The organism is Vallitalea sediminicola, assembly GCF_054408565.1.
The window spans coordinates 63,608-81,933 of record NZ_BTPT01000031.1 but is presented as its reverse complement, the minus strand read 5'-3'; the positions used below and the strand labels follow the sequence as shown (position 1 = coordinate 81,933).

Sequence of the window (18,326 nt, the reverse complement as noted above, 5' to 3'; positions counted from 1 at the left end):
CTTAAAATATATTTAACATCGTATAAATTAATTAAATATTCAATTTGTTAATTGACTTTTAAATATATTGTAATATAATATACCTTATCAGAAAAGGAGGAATATTCATGAAAAAGAAGTATTTTAAAAACTTAGTAACTTTTATTGTTTGTTTTATTTTTATGCTTAATATTACTGATTTTAGTATTTTGGCTCAAACACCTAATGCACAATTATATTCTGCCAAAATAGGAACAGGTCAACATTATGATCATGGTCGTGCTGTTTACACATATTATACAACTGGGTATATATATGTTAATAATTTAAATAGCAACAAAAATGTATCAGTACACTATACCTATGATGGCATTAACTGGTTAGAGCAACCTGCTACTTATTTTAAAACATTGACAAATGGGTCTGAAGTATGGGTCTATAGAACCCCTGACCACCCTTACCAAGTTATAAGAGATTGTACATATAATTGTCGATTTGTTATTAACTATGAGGTTAATGGCGATACATATTGGGATAATAATAATGGAAACGATTATTTCCTTCAATATAGTAATAACCGTTACAATGCTCCTTATATATTATCTAAAAGTGTTGTTATGTTAAATTATCCTCTAAATGCTTATCATCCTAGCTGTAGTAATTACATTTACTTAAAAGATCTAGGGCTTAATAAGTCAGTAAAGGTACGATATACATCCGATAATTGGTTAACCTATAATGAAATCAAAGCTTCTCATTATCAAAGCTTTGATAATGATGTAGAAGAATGGCATTTCGATTTAGATGACAAATATGAGTTTGCTATTGGTTATACCGTTAATGGTGTTACTTATTGGGACAATAATTTTGAAGAAAATTATAAATAAAAATTGTATATTGTAATAATAAATTATAATTCAAAACATATTAACCAAAATATTAGGAGGAATTTTTATGAAAAGAAAGTATTTTAGAAATTTGACAGCTTTTATGATTTGTTTTACTTTAGCGCTTAACATTAGTGGTATCAGTATCTCAGCTCAAACCATTAGTGATAATGTACAATTGTACTCAGCAAAATTAGAAACCACTTGTGTTAGTGGTGATATGATGATTGGTAATGTTTATTACTCAACTGGAATCATTCATATTAAGGATTTAGGTACAAGCAAAAATGTTACAGTACACTATACTTATAACGGTAATGATTGGTTTGATCAACCAGCTGTATATGTTGAAACTTTGTCTGATGGTTCCCAAGTATGGAGATACAGAACACCTAATCAAAGTTTTATGGGTTGCAGATATACAAAATGCAATTGCAGATTCGCTATAAAGTATGAAGTCAACGGTAATACATATTGGGATAATAATAATGGAAACGATTATTTTCTTGAAAGAGGTAAAGACAGTAACTATTCTCCAATCGTGTTATCCAAAAGTGACATCACTTTAGATGATATATTGAGTTGTGGAGAAAATAAATACTCACTGAATATATGTTTAAAGAATCTAGGCTATGATAAAACCGTAAAAGTACGTTATACTACTGATAATTGGCAAACTTATAATGAAAGTGAAGCTTCATATAATAATACAAATGCTAATGGTATTGAAAATTGGGCAACAATAATTGATGTAAAAAGAGATTTTGAATTCTTTATTGGTTACACTGTCAATGGTGCTACTTATTGGGACAATAACTTTGAATTAAATTATAGACTATATAATATGGATTAATTCCCAATATATTATCTTATATAACTATAAATTATTTATTGAAATTAAATAATTTATAGGCTACTTTTATTAAATCATATGTATATTTATACTAGTAGTGAATGAATTGTCAACTCAATGACATATAATTTATTCACTACTTTTATTAATATTAAAATATTTTATTATTAATAAATATTCAGTTTATTTTTTGACATATTTTGATAAAAGTATTATAATATATTTTGCAAAAAAAATATATTAGGAGGAATCTTTATGAAAAGAAAGAATTTTAGAAATTTAGTAACTTTTATGATTTGTTTTGTTGTGGCACTTAACATTAGTTGTTTTAGTATTTCAGCTCAAACAACGTTAGCTGAGACAACAAATGTACAACTGTATTCTGCAAAAATATTACCAACCTACGGTAATATAGGTAACATGGTAGGTTATTACGCAACTGGTAATATCTATATTAAGGATCTTGGCAGTAACAAAAATGTGACAGTACACTATACTTATGATGGTACCAACTGGTTGGATCAACCTGCTTCTTATCAAAAAACATTAGAAAACGGATCTGAAGTATGGACTTTCAATACACCTGAACAATCTTATATACCTGAACATCAAGTTGAATTTAATTGTAGATATGCTATAAAATATGAAGTTGATGGTAATACATATTGGGATAATAATAATGGGGAGAATTATTTTCTTCAAAGTACCACTATGATTTACAATGCTCCTTATAACTTATCCAAAAGTGTTGTTATGTTAGACAGGGAAATATGCGATTCACATTCTTTATGGGGCTTCATCATCTTGAAAGATTTGGCTTATGATAAAAAGGTTATAGTACGTTATACTACAGATAACTGGCAGACTTATCACGATCTTAATGCCCATTATAACTGGAAATATGATAATGATATAGAATTATGGTCATTTGATACTAAGCATGATGAGATTCCTTTCCCTGTAAATTCTAGTGGAGAGTATTCTATTGGATATACTGTTAATGGAGTAACTTATTGGGATAATAACTTTGGTGATAATTACAGTTTTTCACCAATATCATATGCAAATTAAAGCATTAGAATATTAATGTTCATAATTATTTTTAACATTATTTAATAACTTCTTATATTGCTACATATATTAATCTGAAAGAGAAATTATATGTTTTTAAAAAATAGGAGGAATTATTAATGAAGAAAAAATTTTTTAGGAATCTATTATCTTTTATTTTTTGTTTTATGTTAATTCTCAATATCAATGGTTCTAGTATTCTAGCTCAAACTCCAAATGTAGAACTTTATTCTGCAAAATTGGAAACGACATATGCTAATACTGGTCAAATGACAGGTTACTACGCAAGTGGATACATATATGTCAAAAACTTGAACGTTAATAAAAATGTTATAGTACACTATACATATGATGGCTATAATTGGTATGATCAATCTGCATCCTATTATAAGACATTATCCGATGGATCAGAGGTATGGTCTTTTACTACACCATATCAATCATACACACCAGCTCATCAATACACATACAATTGTAGATTTGCCATAAAATACGAAGTTAATGGTGATACCTACTGGGATAACAATGATGGTAATGATTATTTTCTTCAATGCAGCAGCACAAGTTTTAATTCACCATATGCACTATCCAAGAGTGTTATTATGTTAGATAGAACAGGTCGTTCTTATAATTCTATCTATGGATCGATTTTTTTGAAAAACCTGGCTTATGATAAGGTAGTAAAAGTACGTTATACTACGGATAATTGGCAATCTTATCATGATGTTGATGCTTCATATAATTCTAATCTAGGTAATAATGTAGAAGTATGGTTATTTAATACAATCAATGACGGAAGTACCATTCCTTGGAGCTGTGGTGGGGAATATGCTGTTAGTTATACTATAAATGGCATAACTTATTGGGATAATAATTTTGGTGATAATTACATTTTTTCACCTACACAGGACCCTAATCTTCCCTAATGATCATCATTAGCTAGTACTCACAAGCAATACGTTCATTTATGCAAAAAATCTTAATATCTAAAGTATACATTAAGGGGCAGTCTCCTAATATATTTTTTTACAATCTGGTTTAACGATAAACTATTGTTGCAGACCTATGATTATGTTAATAAAAAATATATTAGTAGGCTGTCCCTTAGTTATATTTAAAAATCTACCTTTATAACAATTCGTAATAATTCTTTCTAATTTATATTAACATATTTTTAAATTGACTAATAATTTAGTTTATTTTTAATTGTTATTTATAATATCTTACAATATTATTTCTAAAAACCATACTTCTCACTTTGTTATTTGATATTGTATACAATATATTTTATATATAAATTAAAATTTCGTTATATTCTAACAATATTTTAAACAAAATAAATATTCTGTTTATTATTTGACATTTATAAATTATCGTAATATAATGTATTTTATAAAAATAAAGGAGGAATTTAAATGAAGAAAAAGTATTTTAGAAACTCGGTAACTTTAATTATTTGTTTTATTTTGACCCTCAATGTCAATAGCTTTAGTATTTTAGCACAGACGCCTAATGTAGAGTTATATTCTGCGAAAGTAATGCAGAAAGGATTCAATAGTGATTATACTGCAAAAGGATATATACATGTTAAAAACTTGGACTATGATAAAACCGTTACTGTAAATTACACAATTGACGGTACTAACTGGCTTGAACAGAAAGCAGAATATTTTAAGAATTTATCTGCTGAAGATGAAGTGTGGTCTTTCAATATAAACATACCTAAGGATCAATCAAATAATTGTACATTTGCTATAAAGTACGAAGTTGCTGGTAATACATATTGGGACAATAATAATGGTGATAATTATTATGTTGAATTCAGTTACTCAGACAGTAATACTCCTTATGCATTATCAAAAAGTGTTGTTATGTTAGACACTGGTAAACATAATTATCGTTATGGAACACAAGGATTCATGTTCTTGAAAGATCTGGATTATGCCAAAGACGTAAAAGTTCATTATACTAAGGATAATTGGACAACTGAAAAATCAGTTGACGCTAAATACAGAAAAGATGTTGGCAATAATATAGAATCATGGGAATTCTTCATACCATGTTATTACTATGAAGAAGGAGAATATGCTATCAGTTATACTGTAAATGGTGAAACATATTGGGATAACAATTTTGGTGATAATTATAGCCTCACAGAATACTATGAATAAAATTACTGTTAATATTTAAACTCAGGAGGAATTAGAATGAAAAAGAAATGTTTTAGAAATTTAGTAACTTTTGTAATTTGTTTTGTATTAATGCTCAATATTAGTGGATTAAGTATCTCTGCACAGACAACTCCTAATATACAATTGTATTCAGCAAAATTGGTAACAACTTATCCTAGTCAATATGGCATCCACGAAGTATATTATTCTGCAACTGGATATATTAATGTCAAAAACTTAAGTGCTGATAAAAATATTACAGTACATTATACTTATGACGGTTCCAACTGGTTAGACCAATCTGCATCTTATCTCAAAACATTAGAAGACGGCTCTGAAGTATGGACTTTCAAAACACCTGAACAAACTTATCCAACATATCCAATAAATCATCAAGTTGAATATAATTGTAAATTTGCTGTAAAATATGAAGTTGATGGTAATACATATTGGGATAATAACAATGGAGACAATTATCTACTTCAACATACTACAATGATCTATAATGCACCTTGCACTTTATCAAAAAGTGCTGTTATGTTAAATGATTCTCGTTATAATGATTATAATAAATCCATAATAGGTTCCATTTACGTAAAAAATCTAGCCTATGACAAAAACGTAAAAGTACGATATACTCTAGATAATTGGCAAACTTATAATGAAGTTGATGCTAACTATACTCGTACTTACGATAATAATACAGAATTATGGTCATTCGATATTTACGGACTTGATGACTATCAGTGGAATAATTATCATTTTGCAATAAGCTATACTGTTAATGGTGTAACTTATTGGGATAATAATTTTGGAGATAATTACAACTTTACGAAGTAAAATGACTAATGATAAAATAAATATTAGTCTCACTAATTTAACATCCAAATTTTACAGTATATACGGTTAATTTATGTATTTTTTATTTATATATTATTTTATGAAACTAAGAGTTTTGTTTATCAGCAAAACCCTTAGTTTTTTTCTTGACATTTATAAGTACATGCTTTATAGTAGTTCTATAAAGGAATACTATTGAGGTGAGAATATGAATTTGATTAATGCCTTAAAGAGCATTGGCTTCACTCAGCAAGAATCTATTATATACATTACCTTGTGTAAACATGGAGAATTATCTGGCTATGAAGCAGCAAAAATATCTGGTATTTCACGTTCTAATGCCTACGCCGCACTATCAAGTCTAGTTGACAAAGGTAGCGCACATATAATAGAAGGTACATCTGCAAAATATATTGCTATCTCTAAGAACGAACTTATCATGAATGCAACAAGAGATTTCAATGAAAATATACAAATTATTAAAGACGATTTAGAATTCAACTCGATTACTAATAATCCATATATTACTATTGTAGATACTAAAAATGTGATTAACAAAATTAAAAATATGATCCAACAATCTAAGTTCAGATTATATTTTTGTGCTGATAAAAAAATTCTAGATATATTTTCAAATGAAATAATAGAAGCTCATGATAATGATAAGAAAATAGTTATCTTATCACCAGAAGCCCCTGAGTTTGGTCATAACAAATTCTATAAATCATTTAATTATGAGTCTTTTAAGCTTATAATAGATACTGAAGAAGTTATTACAGGAACATTGAATCAAGCTCTCTACTCTCGTAATACTACTTTGGTCAGACTTATAAGAGAAGCAATCATTAATGAAATCCATTTAATAGATATTAAAAATAATATATCTGATTAAATAATATTTTACTAGTTTATTACAATTTATTTCTTAGAAAGGAGCAACAGAGTATGCTATCAACATATAACAAAGTATCTGACGAAACTAATTTTTTTGGTAACACTACCCCAATGGAATTGATAAAAGAATATGGTAGTCCACTATATGTCTATAACGAAAATATAATGAGAGAAAGATGTAGAGAACTGAAGAACCTTATAACATACCCTAATTTCTCTGTTAATTTTTCAGTGAAAGCTAATGGTAATCTTAGCTTATTACAAATCGCTCGTGAAGAAGGTCTTAATGCTGACGCAATGTCTCCAGGTGAAATTTTTGTTGAATTAAAGGCGGGATTCAAACCTGAACAGATACTCTACATCAGTAATAATGTATCAAAAGAAGAAATGCAGTTTGCAACAGATAGAAATATTCTAGTAAGTGTAGATTCAGTTTCACAACTAGAATCATATGGTCAAATCAATGAAGGCGGTAAAGTATGTATTAGATTTAATTCTGGAGTTGGTGCTGGTCATCATGAGAAAGTTATTACAGGCGGTAAAAAAACCAAATTTGGGGTTGACCCTAACTTTATACCACAAGTAAGAGAGATTCTTTCAAAATACAAACTTAACCTAGTAGGTATTAATCAACATATAGGTTCCTTATTTATGGAAGGTGATAAATATGTTGAAGGTGTTAAATCTGTTTTAGCCATAGCTGAAAAATTTGATAATCTTGAATTTGTGGATATGGGCGGTGGATTTGGTATCCCTTACCAAAAACTTGATGGTGAAAAAAGATTGGATCTACAAGACTTAGGTAAAAAGTTAGACAAAGTGTTTTTTGACTTCGCCGCTAAGTATGGTAAACAATTAACTTTCAAAGTAGAACCTGGACGTTATATCGCAGCTGAATGTGGTAATCTATTAGGTACAGTTCATTCTATTAAGGACAATTATGGAATGAAATATGTAGGAACAGATCTAGGCTTTAATGTACTTAAGCGACCAGTTATGTATGATTCACATCATGACATAGAGATATTCAGAGAATCCAATGTGGCATCAACCAAATCTGAAACCGTAAATATTGTTGGTAATATCTGTGAAAGCGGAGATATCATAGCAAAACAACGTGAACTACCAGAGATTTTTGAAGGCGATATAATTAATGTTTTAGATGCAGGTGCTTATGGATATTGCATGGCATCTAATTATAACAATAGACTTCGTCCTGCTGAATTACTGATAACTTCTGATGGTAATGTAAAGCTTATCCGTCGCAGAGATACTTTTGAAGATTTAGTTAGAAATTTTGAGTAAGTTCTATTTAGGAATAATAATACAAATCATAATTCAACTATATAAAAAAAGCTGTAAACTCCATATAAAATGGATTTACAGCTTTTTTATTATAATGTTTCCCCTTTTTTAATTTCATGTTCCACAATGATTGATTGAATATTACAATCTGAATCTTGAAGCTGATTTACTAATAGTTCTAAACTTTTTTGTCCAATACTATAACCTGGCTGATTGATAGTAGTAATCTTAGGTGTTATGATCTCTGAAACAAATGTACCATCAAAACAAATTAATTTTACTTCTTGTCCAATTTTAATATTTTTCTCTTTTAAATAACGTATTACCCCTGCTGCTTTTAAATCCGAATTAACTAAGATTCCATCAAGTTTCATATTACTTTCATGAATTTTTTTCATAGAATCATACCCTGATTCTATAGAATTAGGACCATATAATACATGCTTTGATGAACTAGCAATAGCATATTCATCTAAACACTTTTGAAAACCCATTTTCCTTTTTTCACTTGAAATTGATTTTTTGCGTCCTGCAAAATAACATAGATTCTTACACCCTGAATCAATAAGTCTTTTCGTAGCTTCATATGAAGCTAATAGATTATTTATACACACATAGGAAATATCCATTCCTTCAACATATTCATTACATAGCACAATATTTTTTTTATTTTTAATTTTAAGCAACTCAGCTTTATCAATACTTGATGAAACAAATATAGCACCATCTATTTGATTGGTTTTAAGTAAATCCAAGAAAATTTCCATTGAATTGCGTTTATGTTCTACCGTTCCTATAATAACTTCATACTTAGTGTTATATACTTTTTCATTTATTCCACGAATAATCTCAGCAAAATATGGATTTTCTACAGTAGGAATCAATACTAAAAGAGTGTAACTCTTTTTAGTTCTTAAGTTTTTAGCTAACCTATCTGGTTTGAATTCATATTTATTAACAATTTCTAAAACATGTTGTCTAGTAGAATCTTTAACATTAGGATTGTTATTTATCACTCTCGAAATTGTTGCGGTCGATACACCAGCAAGTTTTGCAATTTCTTTGACATTTTTCTTTTCCATAAATCACCAAAACCTTTTATTTTCATTTATATAATTAGTATACCATTTCCCACTATTTTTAACAATTCTCTCTTGAGTATCTCTATCGACATAGACGATACCATATTTTCCAATATATCCATTTTCCCACTCAAAATTATCAAATAATGTCCATAAATAATATCCTTTTATATTAAATCCATCATGAATTAATTCTTTTATTATTTTAAAATGACATTCCAAGAATTTTATACGTTTTTCATCATTTAGTATATCTTCAACATTGTCACCTCTATAATCCGCACCATTTTCAGTAATATATATATCTATATTAGGTTCATATTGCTTCACGAATGTTAAAGCTTCTTTTAATCCATTAGGATATATCTCACGCAAATCATCTGTTGAGTTACTATGCTTATCAATATATTCAATGTTAAGCAAACATTTTTCATTATATTCAACAATTTTTCTTGTGTAGTAATTAACTCCAATAAAATCTATTTTTTCTGATATAACTTGCATATCCTTTTTTTGTATGAAATCATTAAAATCAATATTATATTCTCTTTCAAGATATGTCCTAGACATTCTTGGATAATTCCCCTTAAAAATAGCGTCTAAAAACCATTTATTTCTGAATTCATCCTCTAATTGCCTTGCATATTCATCTTCTTCTGTTAGACAATGGACTGGCATTAAATTTAAGATAATACCTATTTTACCCTCAATATTCAACTCCCTGAATTTACGTACAGTCTTACCATGTGCAAGCAAAACATTATGTATTACTTTAAATGCAGATGGTATATCTTGTTTTCCTGGTGCTCTTTTTCCGGTAACATATCCACCATATGCAATTGAATAAGGTTGATTAAATGTAGCCCAATGTTTGACATACTTACCAAAACGATTAAATATGGTTTCAGCATATTTTTCAAAGGCTTCTACACATTCTCTATTCAACCATCCACCTTGCTCGTATAGATAATAAGGCAAGTCCCAATGGTGTAGACATACCATAGGTTCTATACCTTTTTGAATCATATACTTAATTAAATTATTATAAAATTCTATACCTTTTTCATTTATTTCATACGAATTTTCAGGAAATATTCTTGTCCATGCAATACTGAATCTATAATATTTTATACCTAAATCAGCTATTAGATCAATATCATCTTTATACAATTCATAATGATTACATGCAACTTTTCCATCACTTCTATCAATAATATTATTTTTATTTTCTGTAAAAACGTCCCAAATAGATTGACCTTTACCATCTTCCTGGTATCCTCCTTCTATTTGGTAAGCAGACGTTGATATTCCCCACTTAAAATCATCTGTTAATTCATCTAACATTATAATCACCTCAATTTTTTTAATGATTCTAACCTTTTACTGCGCCCCCAGTTAAACTCTTAACAAATTTATCTTGTAAGACAAGAAAGATTACAATAACTGGAATAGAAGCAGTGAAAATTGCCGCTAGCAAAGCTGGTACATTAACCGAAAATTCTCCGTAAAACTGTTGTAATCCTAAAGGAATCGTATATTTCTTTTCATCATTCAACAATACTAATGAAAAGATAAATTCATTCCATATTTTTACTCCAGTATAGATAACAATCGTTGATATTGCCGGTTTTAAAAGTGGGAAAAATATTCCCCAAAATGTTTGATACTCACTAGCACCATCCATTTTAGCTGCCTCTACTAGTTCATGAGGAATATCTCTCATAAACTGACTAACAATAAATATTGAAATTGGCAACGAAAAAGCCACTAAAGGCAAAGCAACCCCTATTAATTTATTATATATATAAATGTTTTTCTCCAAATTAAAAATCGGAATTAATGTTGCATGAACCGGTATCATCATACCCGCTATAAACAAAAGGCTTAAGATCTTATTGAATTTGAAATCCATCTTAACTAATGCATAACTAGCCATAGTTGCTAATAATACAGTAATTATCACACTAAAAAAAGTAATCATTAAGCTATTCTTAAAAAAAACATGGAAACCCATATCAATTACGTACTTATAATTTTCAAAACTTATTGAACTAAAAAGTTTTACAGGTTCTGTAAAATACTCATTCAGTGGTTTTAAGGAAGTACTAATTACATACAAAAGAGGATAACCCATAATTACCGCTAGTAAGAAGGCTATACTATTATTGAATATTTTACTAATAGTTTTCATACTACGCTTGCCCCTTTCTTTTATTAAACGTTTTAACAAATATACTTACTAATAAAGTAATTAAAAACATTACAAATGCTATTGAACTGGCATAACCCATTTTATAATTTACAAATGCTTGTTTATACATATAAGTTCCAACTAATTCTGTAGATGTACCCGGTCCACCATTTGTCATAATATAAAAAATATCAAACGATTTCAATGACCCTACAATTGATAATATAGATGAAGTTACCAATGTTGGCTTTATAGTAGGCAATGTGATTTTGAAGAATTGTTGGCTTTTTGAAGCACCATCAATTTCAGCAGCTTCATAAAGAGATTTTGATACTCCTACTAATGCAGCCCTTAAAATAACCATATAAAAAGGTGCATAAAACCATATAACAACAATCAAAACTGCGACTAATGCTGTCTTTGGATCAGCAAGCCAAGTTACTTGCCATTTTTCAACACCAATACTTTTTAAAGCATTATTTATTACACCAAAGTATGGGTCATAGAACAAAGTCCATACTAATCCTACAGCCATTGTTGATAATAGATATGGCAAGAAATATATTATACTTAATAACTTATTTCTAAAATTATTTTTAACTATGACTAATGCAAGTAATAAGCCTAAGGGAATTTGAAATAGTACTGATGCTATAATTACATATAAGTTATTCACAAGAGTTGCTTTAAATGAAGAGTCTTGAAATAAATCTATATAATTAGTTAATCCAATAAATGTTTTTTGGTCACTTAATCCTGACCAATCAAAAAAACTATTTATGAATGTAGAAAATATTGGATATAATATAAAAGTTGAAAATACTAAACATGTTGGCAGCAAAAAAACAATAAACAAAATTATTTTACTATTTTTAAATTTTTTCATATGATCTCCTTTCAATTATTATGGTCGAGGATTTCCCCGACCATTTTTTTTTAGATTTAACTCATTATAATTATTATCTCTAGTCTAATAATTTTTTCGCTAATTCCTCAACTTCATCTGCTGCTTCCTCAGGAGTTTTCATAAACCCAAATACTTCTTGTGTTGTTTCCAAATGTTTTTGTGCTAATTCTGGCATTAGAGTCTGATCATATACCATTTGTAAATTATTTGCCTTAGTCAACATATCCATTAATTGTTGAACAATAGGATCCTCTGTTTTTATGTCTTTGATTGCAGTCTGTGATCCTGTTCTATTAGAATACTCTGTTGCAGTTTCGATACTTGTTAACTCATTTATTAGTTCTAACGCTAGATCTGGATGCTCACTACCTGAAGAAATTGACCAAACTGGTGCTGCAATACCTACAAGATTACTATTATCTCCTTCTCCATCTGATATAGCTGGGAATGGGAACATTCCTACTTTTGACTCATAATCAGGTGCTTCTTTTCTGACTAAGTTAATAAATGTATTTGAAATTAACATCATAGCAGCTCTATCAGTATAAAGTAATTGTCTAGCTGTACCAGCATCATATGGTAATCCATTAAATCCATCATTGAAAGCTTTTAAATCAACTAATTCTTGGATATATTCCCCTGCGCCAACAAATGCTTCGCTATTGAAACTACCTCCATCACGTTTGAAAGCTTTTTGAAAAGCTTCTTCTCCACCTAAACGATCAGCTAAATACATGAACCAAAAAGAGCCTGGCCATTTTGGTTGATTAGCAAGTACAAATGGAATAGTTTCATTATTTCTCAACGTACTCATAACTTCTTTTAATTCTTCATAAGTATTAGGTACTTCTAAATTATTTTTCTTGAAGATTTCTTTGTTGTAGAATACAACACCAATATCAATTCCTAATGGTGCTCCATACACTTTCTCATCATTAATACAATTTACCATAGCTAATTCTTTGAAACGAGTTGTGTCAAGTTTATCTGTAATTTCTAAAACATGACCTTCTTCAGCAAATCTGTTCAGCCATCCGCCTCCCCAAGTAAAGAATACATCAGGTGCATCGTTACCAGATAATGCTATAGGTAATTTTTGCTTATATGCAGAACTTCTTGCTTGGAAAGTATTTACTTTTACATTTGGATATTTACTTTCAAAACGTTCAACTGCTTCTTTATAGATTTCTTCTTTTACTCCAACATCCTTATACCAAAAAGATAATGTAATTTCTTCTTCTTTATTATTAGATTCAACTTGTTCATTTACTTTATTATCAGATTCATTTTGTTCATCTTTCTTATTATCAGTCTTGCCACATCCTACTAATCCTGAAACAAAAAGAGTTACAATTAATAATGCTATTAAAGATTTTTTCATTTTAAAACCCTCCTAGATTATGTGTTTTATTATTATGTCCTTGTAATCGATTACAAAATCAAACATAAATTAAATTTTAGAAATAAATATACTTTGCATATCTTTTGTAATCGATTACAAGTTTTTTGGTATATAATGAATACCTAATTTCATTATAATCGGCATTTAAAATTTTGTCAATTGTTTTTTTAATTATCAAAATTAATTTCAATAATACTCTAATTAATTACACATGTTAATGTCCCAAGTTATCTTCTTCTATAATATAATTATTACTTTTTCCATACATAAAAATATTTACTTTTTTTAGATATTATGTGATATATTATTTATATATATTTCATTAGAAAGCAGTCGTTTATAGTAATGTATTTTTTAGTAAAATAGAATGTGCTGTTGATAAAAATGTTTTTTGAAAAGGATGATTCCATTATGCTCTTATTAGAAGAAACCATCAAGATTGATAAATTATATACCTTTTTTTATTTTGAATTTGCTAAGAATTATGTTTTTAGAGGAGAAAAACATGACTTCTGGGAAGCTGTCTATGTAGATAAAGGTGTTTTAGAAGTAATGGCAGACACAAGACATTATGTCCTAGACAATGGTCAAATGATTTTTCATAAACCTAATGAATTTCATTCTCTGTGGGCTAATGGTGAGATAGCTCCTAATGTTATTGTTTTCTCATTTGGTTGTGATTCTGTTGCTATGAAGTTTTTTAAAAATAAAATTATCAAGTTGAACATTGATCAAAAAAATATATTGCAAAATTTTATTAGAGAAGCGAGAGAATGTCTACTAGATAATCAATTAAAATCTAATTCTCAATTTGGTTCTAATCAACTACTAAAATTATATCTAGAACAGTTTTTCATTCAATGCATTCGGAATCAGAATGTACAGAAATTAAAAGAATCCATTGTTACGAAAAAAAGAATGGAGAAAGATATTGCCGAAACCATTGAAGACTTCCTTCAAGCAAAAGTTAACGATAATATATGTCTAAAAGATATTGTTGCACATATGAGCTTGAGTGCAACTTATCTAAAAAACTTATTCAAGGATAATTACTCTGTTTCCATTATGAAATATTATCGTTTGTTAAGAATAGAAAACGCAAAAAAACTTATAAGAGAATCTTCATTAACCTTTACTGAAATTGCAGAAACCATGAATTACACTTCTATCCATTATTTTTCTAAACAGTTTAAAGATAGTGTAGGTATGACACCAACCGAATATGCCAAATCATTAATGCATTTTTAGATTACAACTATTATCAGATATCCAAAAGGGTATCTTTTTTATTATCCTACTATATGGACTATAGCTTTCTCCGTCTAAATTGATAAAATTTATGTCTAAATTAATAAAGACTGAAAGCAAACTTAAGATTATAATACAAATTAAGAAACGTGATAAATCTATTGCTAAACATAGAACCTATCATAAGTTTGATTATTATTGATTGAAAAGGAGAGGGTACTAATGAAACCAATAACAGCTATTCTAGTAGGAGCAGGTGACAGGGGTAAAGACGCTCTTGCTTCATATGCTCTTAAACATCCAGAAGAAATAAAATTTGTTGCAGTAGCAGAACCTGATGAGAAGAAACGCAATCAATTTATAAAAGCACATGATATACCAGAGGAAATAGCCTTTACTACTTGGGAAGATCTTCTTGAAAAACCTAAGTTAGCTGACGCAGCATTGATCTGTACACTAGATAACATTCACTATGAACCTGCAAAATTAGCACTTGAAAAAGATTATCATATCCTGCTGGAGAAACCATTATCAAACAATGTGAAAGAATGTGTTTTATTAGGAGAGCTTGCAAAAAAATATTCCCATAAAGTTTTCTCAGTATGCCATGTTCTACGCTATACAAAATTTTTCTCCAAGCTTAAAGAATTACTTGACTCAAAAATCATTGGTGATGTTGTAACTATTAATCATAATGAATATGTAGGACGTGTTCACCAATCCCATAGTTTTGTTAGAGGCAATTGGGGAAATTCAAAACGTGAAAGTCCAATGATCCTTCAAAAATGTTGCCACGATATGGATATCCTATTATGGCTAGTGGGTAATAATTGCAAAAAAATATCTTCTTTTGGATCTCTTGATTATTTCAAAGAACAAAGTGCGCCCGAAGGTTCTCCTGACCGTTGTATAGAAGGATGCCCCGCAGAAGATACATGCCCTTACAATGCAGTAAAGATATATCTCGGTGATAATGTAGAATGGCCAACCTCAGTTATAAGTGCTGATACTAGCTATGAAGCCCGTAAAAGAGCTTTACAAGAAGGACCTTACGGACGCTGCGTATTCAAGTGTGATAATGATGTAGTAGATCATCAAGTAGTTAATATGGTATTTGACAATAATGTAACTGCTCATTTAACTATGACCGCTTTTTGTAAAGATGGTGGACGTCATATAAAAATCATGGGTACTCATGGTGAAATAACAGGTGATTTTGATTATGATAAAATAACGATTAGACATTTTCCATCAGAAGAAGTTGAAACCATCAACATAGAAAAAGAAACTGGGGGTCACGGTGGTGGCGATCTAGGTGTTATGGAAGATTTTGTAAAACTTGTTAAAGCAGATGGTAGATTAAAAGGTAAAACTGAAGCAAGCATATCTGTTCAAAGTCATGTAATGGCTTTTGCAGCAGAAAAGTCAAGACTTACCGATAAAATTATCACTATAGCTGACTTCACTCAACAAGTTCTAGATTCCTAATAACTCTTTATAGGATAGAATAAAATTAAAAAGCTGTAAATCCATCTGGTTAAAATGGACTTACAGCTTTTATAAAAATCATTAATTGATTGGCACTATTAATTTATAGTTCAAGAACTAGCATGTTTTCATACATAACATCACTTTTTTCTTCTACATCTATAGTATCCAATGGGCTTAATTTCCCATGATTGATAATAGTTACTCCACTTAGAACTGAAGAATCAGCTTTCAATAATCCTTTGTTAGTGATACTTTTAATCTTATCTTTAGCTATTTCCAACGTTACTGAATCATCAAACACTAATTTTCCATTATTATCTATGGCTACTTTACCTTCTAAACCTAATAAATAGTCTTTATTAATAACCAGTTTACCATTATTGTGTATATCATTATTATTCATAATTTTAATATTGTCATTAATACATAATTCTTTAACTATCCCAAATAATTCTTCATCACAGAATACCCTGTCTGAGTAAATTGATGTTATATGTTTGCTAAGTTCATCTGAAGTAATATCTTTTATAATTAGTTTACCTTCTACTACTAATGATTCTCCACTGTAGAATTTTATAGTACCTGAATTAATCTCAACAGTCCCCTCTTTAAAGACACTATTTCCTGGTACAATCGTAAGTTCTGCCTCTTCAAAATTATCAATGATATTTCTTAATATCTTCATATTTTCTCTAGTCACAACTACTTCATCAAGAATTTCAATGTGAGTAATCTTGTCATTTAATTTTTCTTCATCTATCTTATCTATCGCCACTAGTTTTTCTATTGTCAACTTAGCATCTTTAACTTGTTTTTCTAAAAATGTTTCATTAAGAAGAATTGTATCATCTATATAACGATATCCTTCTTTTAGAGCTATTGTCACTCCGTTTATCTTTGACCTTATGCTTACAACAGATTTCAATGATTCTGGACAAACAACCAAACCATTTACCGTCATAGAATGAACCTTTTCCTTAAAAAGCTCCTTAGGCATTTCATTAATATAACAAACCCCATTGACTAATATGAAAAGTTTATTATCTATCTCTTCTAGCAGAGACTTATCAATAACAGCTTCACCATTTTCTGTCATAATTTCTATAATCTCATCCTCTTTGATCTTAACCATGCTACCTACATTAGTTTTTTTAATCTTACCAAGTAATGAAGCTGTTGAATCACTATATATAATACTTCCTACATTCGTTAATTCTGTAATATTACTAAGTGTGTCCTCAGTTGCCTTTCTTACATCTAATAAACAAATATTTACGACTTTACCCATTTAGATAACCTCCATCTCTTAATTTGTTAATAGCTAAACTTAACCTATTACGTATTGTTGAAGGTGATACCTTCTGCATTTCACCGATTTGTCTGCTATTTAAACCATCAACATATTTTAACTTTATTAATACTTTCAGATCCTCAGGTAATATGTCAACCATATCATTAAAGAATATATCTGTTTCCATATTTGTCTCCCTAGTCATGATACTCTCATCTTCACAAAAAACTATTTTCTTGTTTTTCCTGAAATTATCTATAAAAGTATTTTTTATAACTCTGAAGAACCATCCTTTTATCTCATAATCATTCATTGTATCAAACATTTCTTCTCGTTCAAGCGCTTTAACATAAGCATCTTGAACAATATCAAAAGCGTCTTCTTTTCTTTTGACAAGACTCTTTGCATACCTAATGAATTCCTTATGATATTGTTCATATACAGTATAAATCATATAATTCAACTCCTGAGTAAATCTATGTTAATTGTGTGCTAGCACCTCTTACATCTATACAACGTATAACTTGATTGAAGTGTCCTTATTTATTTATATTTTTCCAAAATTAATTTTGTATTATTAATAATGTATGTTATTTTATTATACCATTCATAATAATATGGTATATAATATAAATTGTAATTTATGGAATAATTATCGGACACTTTTTTATCTATTTACGTTATATATATGTAAGTCAATAAATAGAAAAGGTG

The 18,326-nt window shown here is 28.9% G+C and carries 17 protein-coding genes; 10 read left to right on the top strand and 7 right to left on the bottom strand.

Translation table 11 applies throughout. The features are described 5' to 3' along the window. The first annotated feature begins 107 nt into the window (after positions 1-107). The 8 genes from ACX6CF_RS14440 (at position 108) to lysA (ending at position 8,000) form a co-directional block, all read left to right on the top strand. Positions 108-866, top strand: a complete 759-nt coding sequence (locus tag ACX6CF_RS14440) for a hypothetical protein (protein ID WP_458786046.1) — start codon at positions 108-110, stop codon at positions 864-866. Between the two features lie 67 nt (positions 867-933). Then, positions 934-1,719 carry a hypothetical protein gene (locus ACX6CF_RS14435; protein ID WP_458786045.1) on the top strand — a complete coding sequence of 262 codons (786 nt, stop codon included), beginning with the start codon at positions 934-936 and terminating at the stop codon, positions 1,717-1,719. A 255-nt stretch (positions 1,720-1,974) separates the two neighbouring features. Further along, entirely contained in the window at positions 1,975-2,790 is an 816-nt protein-coding gene (locus ACX6CF_RS14430; protein ID WP_458786044.1) for a hypothetical protein, read from the top strand. A gap of 119 nt (positions 2,791-2,909) precedes the next feature. Then, positions 2,910-3,716 carry a hypothetical protein gene (locus ACX6CF_RS14425; protein WP_458786043.1) on the top strand — a complete coding sequence of 269 codons (807 nt, stop codon included), beginning with the start codon at positions 2,910-2,912 and terminating at the stop codon, positions 3,714-3,716. 489 nt (positions 3,717-4,205) lie between these two features. Beyond that, positions 4,206-4,961, top strand: coding sequence for a hypothetical protein (locus ACX6CF_RS14420; protein ID WP_458786042.1), 756 nt, complete (start codon positions 4,206-4,208; stop codon positions 4,959-4,961). A 36-nt stretch (positions 4,962-4,997) separates the two neighbouring features. Further along, positions 4,998-5,801, top strand: a complete 804-nt coding sequence (locus ACX6CF_RS14415) for a hypothetical protein (protein ID WP_458786041.1) — start codon at positions 4,998-5,000, stop codon at positions 5,799-5,801. Between the two features lie 208 nt (positions 5,802-6,009). After that, positions 6,010-6,693 (top strand): TrmB family transcriptional regulator, encoded by a 684-nt coding sequence (locus ACX6CF_RS14410; protein ID WP_458786040.1) that lies wholly within the window; start codon positions 6,010-6,012, stop codon positions 6,691-6,693. A 53-nt stretch (positions 6,694-6,746) separates the two neighbouring features. Further along, positions 6,747-8,000 (top strand): diaminopimelate decarboxylase, encoded by a 1,254-nt coding sequence (gene lysA / locus ACX6CF_RS14405; RefSeq protein ID WP_458786039.1) that lies wholly within the window; start codon positions 6,747-6,749, stop codon positions 7,998-8,000. An 89-nt stretch (positions 8,001-8,089) separates the two neighbouring features. On the opposite strand, the gene ACX6CF_RS14400 is transcribed toward lysA, so the two are convergent. The 5 genes from ACX6CF_RS14400 to ACX6CF_RS14380 all read right to left on the bottom strand — a co-directional run bounded on the left by ACX6CF_RS14400 (position 8,090) and on the right by ACX6CF_RS14380 (position 13,561). Continuing rightward, entirely contained in the window at positions 8,090-9,082 is a 993-nt protein-coding gene (locus ACX6CF_RS14400; RefSeq protein ID WP_458786038.1) for a LacI family DNA-binding transcriptional regulator, read from the bottom strand. Between the two features lie 3 nt (positions 9,083-9,085). After that, complete coding sequence (locus ACX6CF_RS14395; RefSeq protein ID WP_458786037.1) at positions 9,086-10,426, bottom strand: GH1 family beta-glucosidase; 1,341 nt, start codon at positions 10,424-10,426, stop codon at positions 9,086-9,088. 28 nt (positions 10,427-10,454) lie between these two features. Continuing rightward, positions 10,455-11,273 (bottom strand): carbohydrate ABC transporter permease, encoded by an 819-nt coding sequence (locus ACX6CF_RS14390; RefSeq protein WP_458786036.1) that lies wholly within the window; start codon positions 11,271-11,273, stop codon positions 10,455-10,457. A 1-nt stretch (position 11,274) separates the two neighbouring features. After that, positions 11,275-12,159 (bottom strand): carbohydrate ABC transporter permease, encoded by an 885-nt coding sequence (locus ACX6CF_RS14385; protein ID WP_458786035.1) that lies wholly within the window; start codon positions 12,157-12,159, stop codon positions 11,275-11,277. A gap of 79 nt (positions 12,160-12,238) precedes the next feature. Then, positions 12,239-13,561: an ABC transporter substrate-binding protein gene (locus ACX6CF_RS14380; protein ID WP_458786034.1), complete on the bottom strand. Its 1,323-nt coding sequence runs from the start codon at positions 13,559-13,561 to the stop codon at positions 12,239-12,241. A 432-nt stretch (positions 13,562-13,993) separates the two neighbouring features. Here ACX6CF_RS14380 and ACX6CF_RS14375 point away from each other — a divergent pair, with 432 nt between their 5' ends. Both ACX6CF_RS14375 and ACX6CF_RS14370 read left to right on the top strand, forming a co-directional pair. Further along, positions 13,994-14,830, top strand: coding sequence for a helix-turn-helix domain-containing protein (locus tag ACX6CF_RS14375; protein WP_458786033.1), 837 nt, complete (start codon positions 13,994-13,996; stop codon positions 14,828-14,830). Between the two features lie 222 nt (positions 14,831-15,052). Beyond that, positions 15,053-16,318 (top strand): Gfo/Idh/MocA family protein, encoded by a 1,266-nt coding sequence (locus tag ACX6CF_RS14370; RefSeq protein ID WP_458786032.1) that lies wholly within the window; start codon positions 15,053-15,055, stop codon positions 16,316-16,318. Positions 16,319-16,421: 103 nt separating this feature from the next. Here the strand turns inward: ACX6CF_RS14370 and ACX6CF_RS14365 are convergent, their stop codons facing one another. Further along, positions 16,422-17,609 (bottom strand): hypothetical protein, encoded by a 1,188-nt coding sequence (locus ACX6CF_RS14365; RefSeq protein ID WP_458786031.1) that lies wholly within the window; start codon positions 17,607-17,609, stop codon positions 16,422-16,424. Then, entirely contained in the window at positions 17,602-18,066 is a 465-nt protein-coding gene (locus tag ACX6CF_RS14360; protein ID WP_458786030.1) for an RNA polymerase sigma factor, read from the bottom strand. The genes ACX6CF_RS14365 and ACX6CF_RS14360 overlap by 8 nt, the downstream gene beginning before the upstream one ends. Positions 18,067-18,326 lie beyond the last annotated feature (260 nt).

Coding starts and splice junctions, on each gene's coding strand:
- ACX6CF_RS14440 (WP_458786046.1), top strand. CDS start 108: ATGAAAAAGAAGTATTTTAAAAACTTAGTAACTTTTATTGTTTGTTTT.
- ACX6CF_RS14435 (WP_458786045.1), top strand. CDS start 934: ATGAAAAGAAAGTATTTTAGAAATTTGACAGCTTTTATGATTTGTTTT.
- ACX6CF_RS14430 (WP_458786044.1), top strand. CDS start 1,975: ATGAAAAGAAAGAATTTTAGAAATTTAGTAACTTTTATGATTTGTTTT.
- ACX6CF_RS14425 (WP_458786043.1), top strand. CDS start 2,910: ATGAAGAAAAAATTTTTTAGGAATCTATTATCTTTTATTTTTTGTTTT.
- ACX6CF_RS14420 (WP_458786042.1), top strand. CDS start 4,206: ATGAAGAAAAAGTATTTTAGAAACTCGGTAACTTTAATTATTTGTTTT.
- ACX6CF_RS14415 (WP_458786041.1), top strand. CDS start 4,998: ATGAAAAAGAAATGTTTTAGAAATTTAGTAACTTTTGTAATTTGTTTT.
- ACX6CF_RS14410 (WP_458786040.1), top strand. CDS start 6,010: ATGAATTTGATTAATGCCTTAAAGAGCATTGGCTTCACTCAGCAAGAA.
- lysA (WP_458786039.1), top strand. CDS start 6,747: ATGCTATCAACATATAACAAAGTATCTGACGAAACTAATTTTTTTGGT.
- ACX6CF_RS14400 (WP_458786038.1), bottom strand. CDS start 9,082: ATGGAAAAGAAAAATGTCAAAGAAATTGCAAAACTTGCTGGTGTATCG.
- ACX6CF_RS14395 (WP_458786037.1), bottom strand. CDS start 10,426: ATGTTAGATGAATTAACAGATGATTTTAAGTGGGGAATATCAACGTCT.
- ACX6CF_RS14390 (WP_458786036.1), bottom strand. CDS start 11,273: ATGAAAACTATTAGTAAAATATTCAATAATAGTATAGCCTTCTTACTA.
- ACX6CF_RS14385 (WP_458786035.1), bottom strand. CDS start 12,159: ATGAAAAAATTTAAAAATAGTAAAATAATTTTGTTTATTGTTTTTTTG.
- ACX6CF_RS14380 (WP_458786034.1), bottom strand. CDS start 13,561: ATGAAAAAATCTTTAATAGCATTATTAATTGTAACTCTTTTTGTTTCA.
- ACX6CF_RS14375 (WP_458786033.1), top strand. CDS start 13,994: ATGCTCTTATTAGAAGAAACCATCAAGATTGATAAATTATATACCTTT.
- ACX6CF_RS14370 (WP_458786032.1), top strand. CDS start 15,053: ATGAAACCAATAACAGCTATTCTAGTAGGAGCAGGTGACAGGGGTAAA.
- ACX6CF_RS14365 (WP_458786031.1), bottom strand. CDS start 17,609: ATGGGTAAAGTCGTAAATATTTGTTTATTAGATGTAAGAAAGGCAACT.
- ACX6CF_RS14360 (WP_458786030.1), bottom strand. CDS start 18,066: ATGATTTATACTGTATATGAACAATATCATAAGGAATTCATTAGGTAT.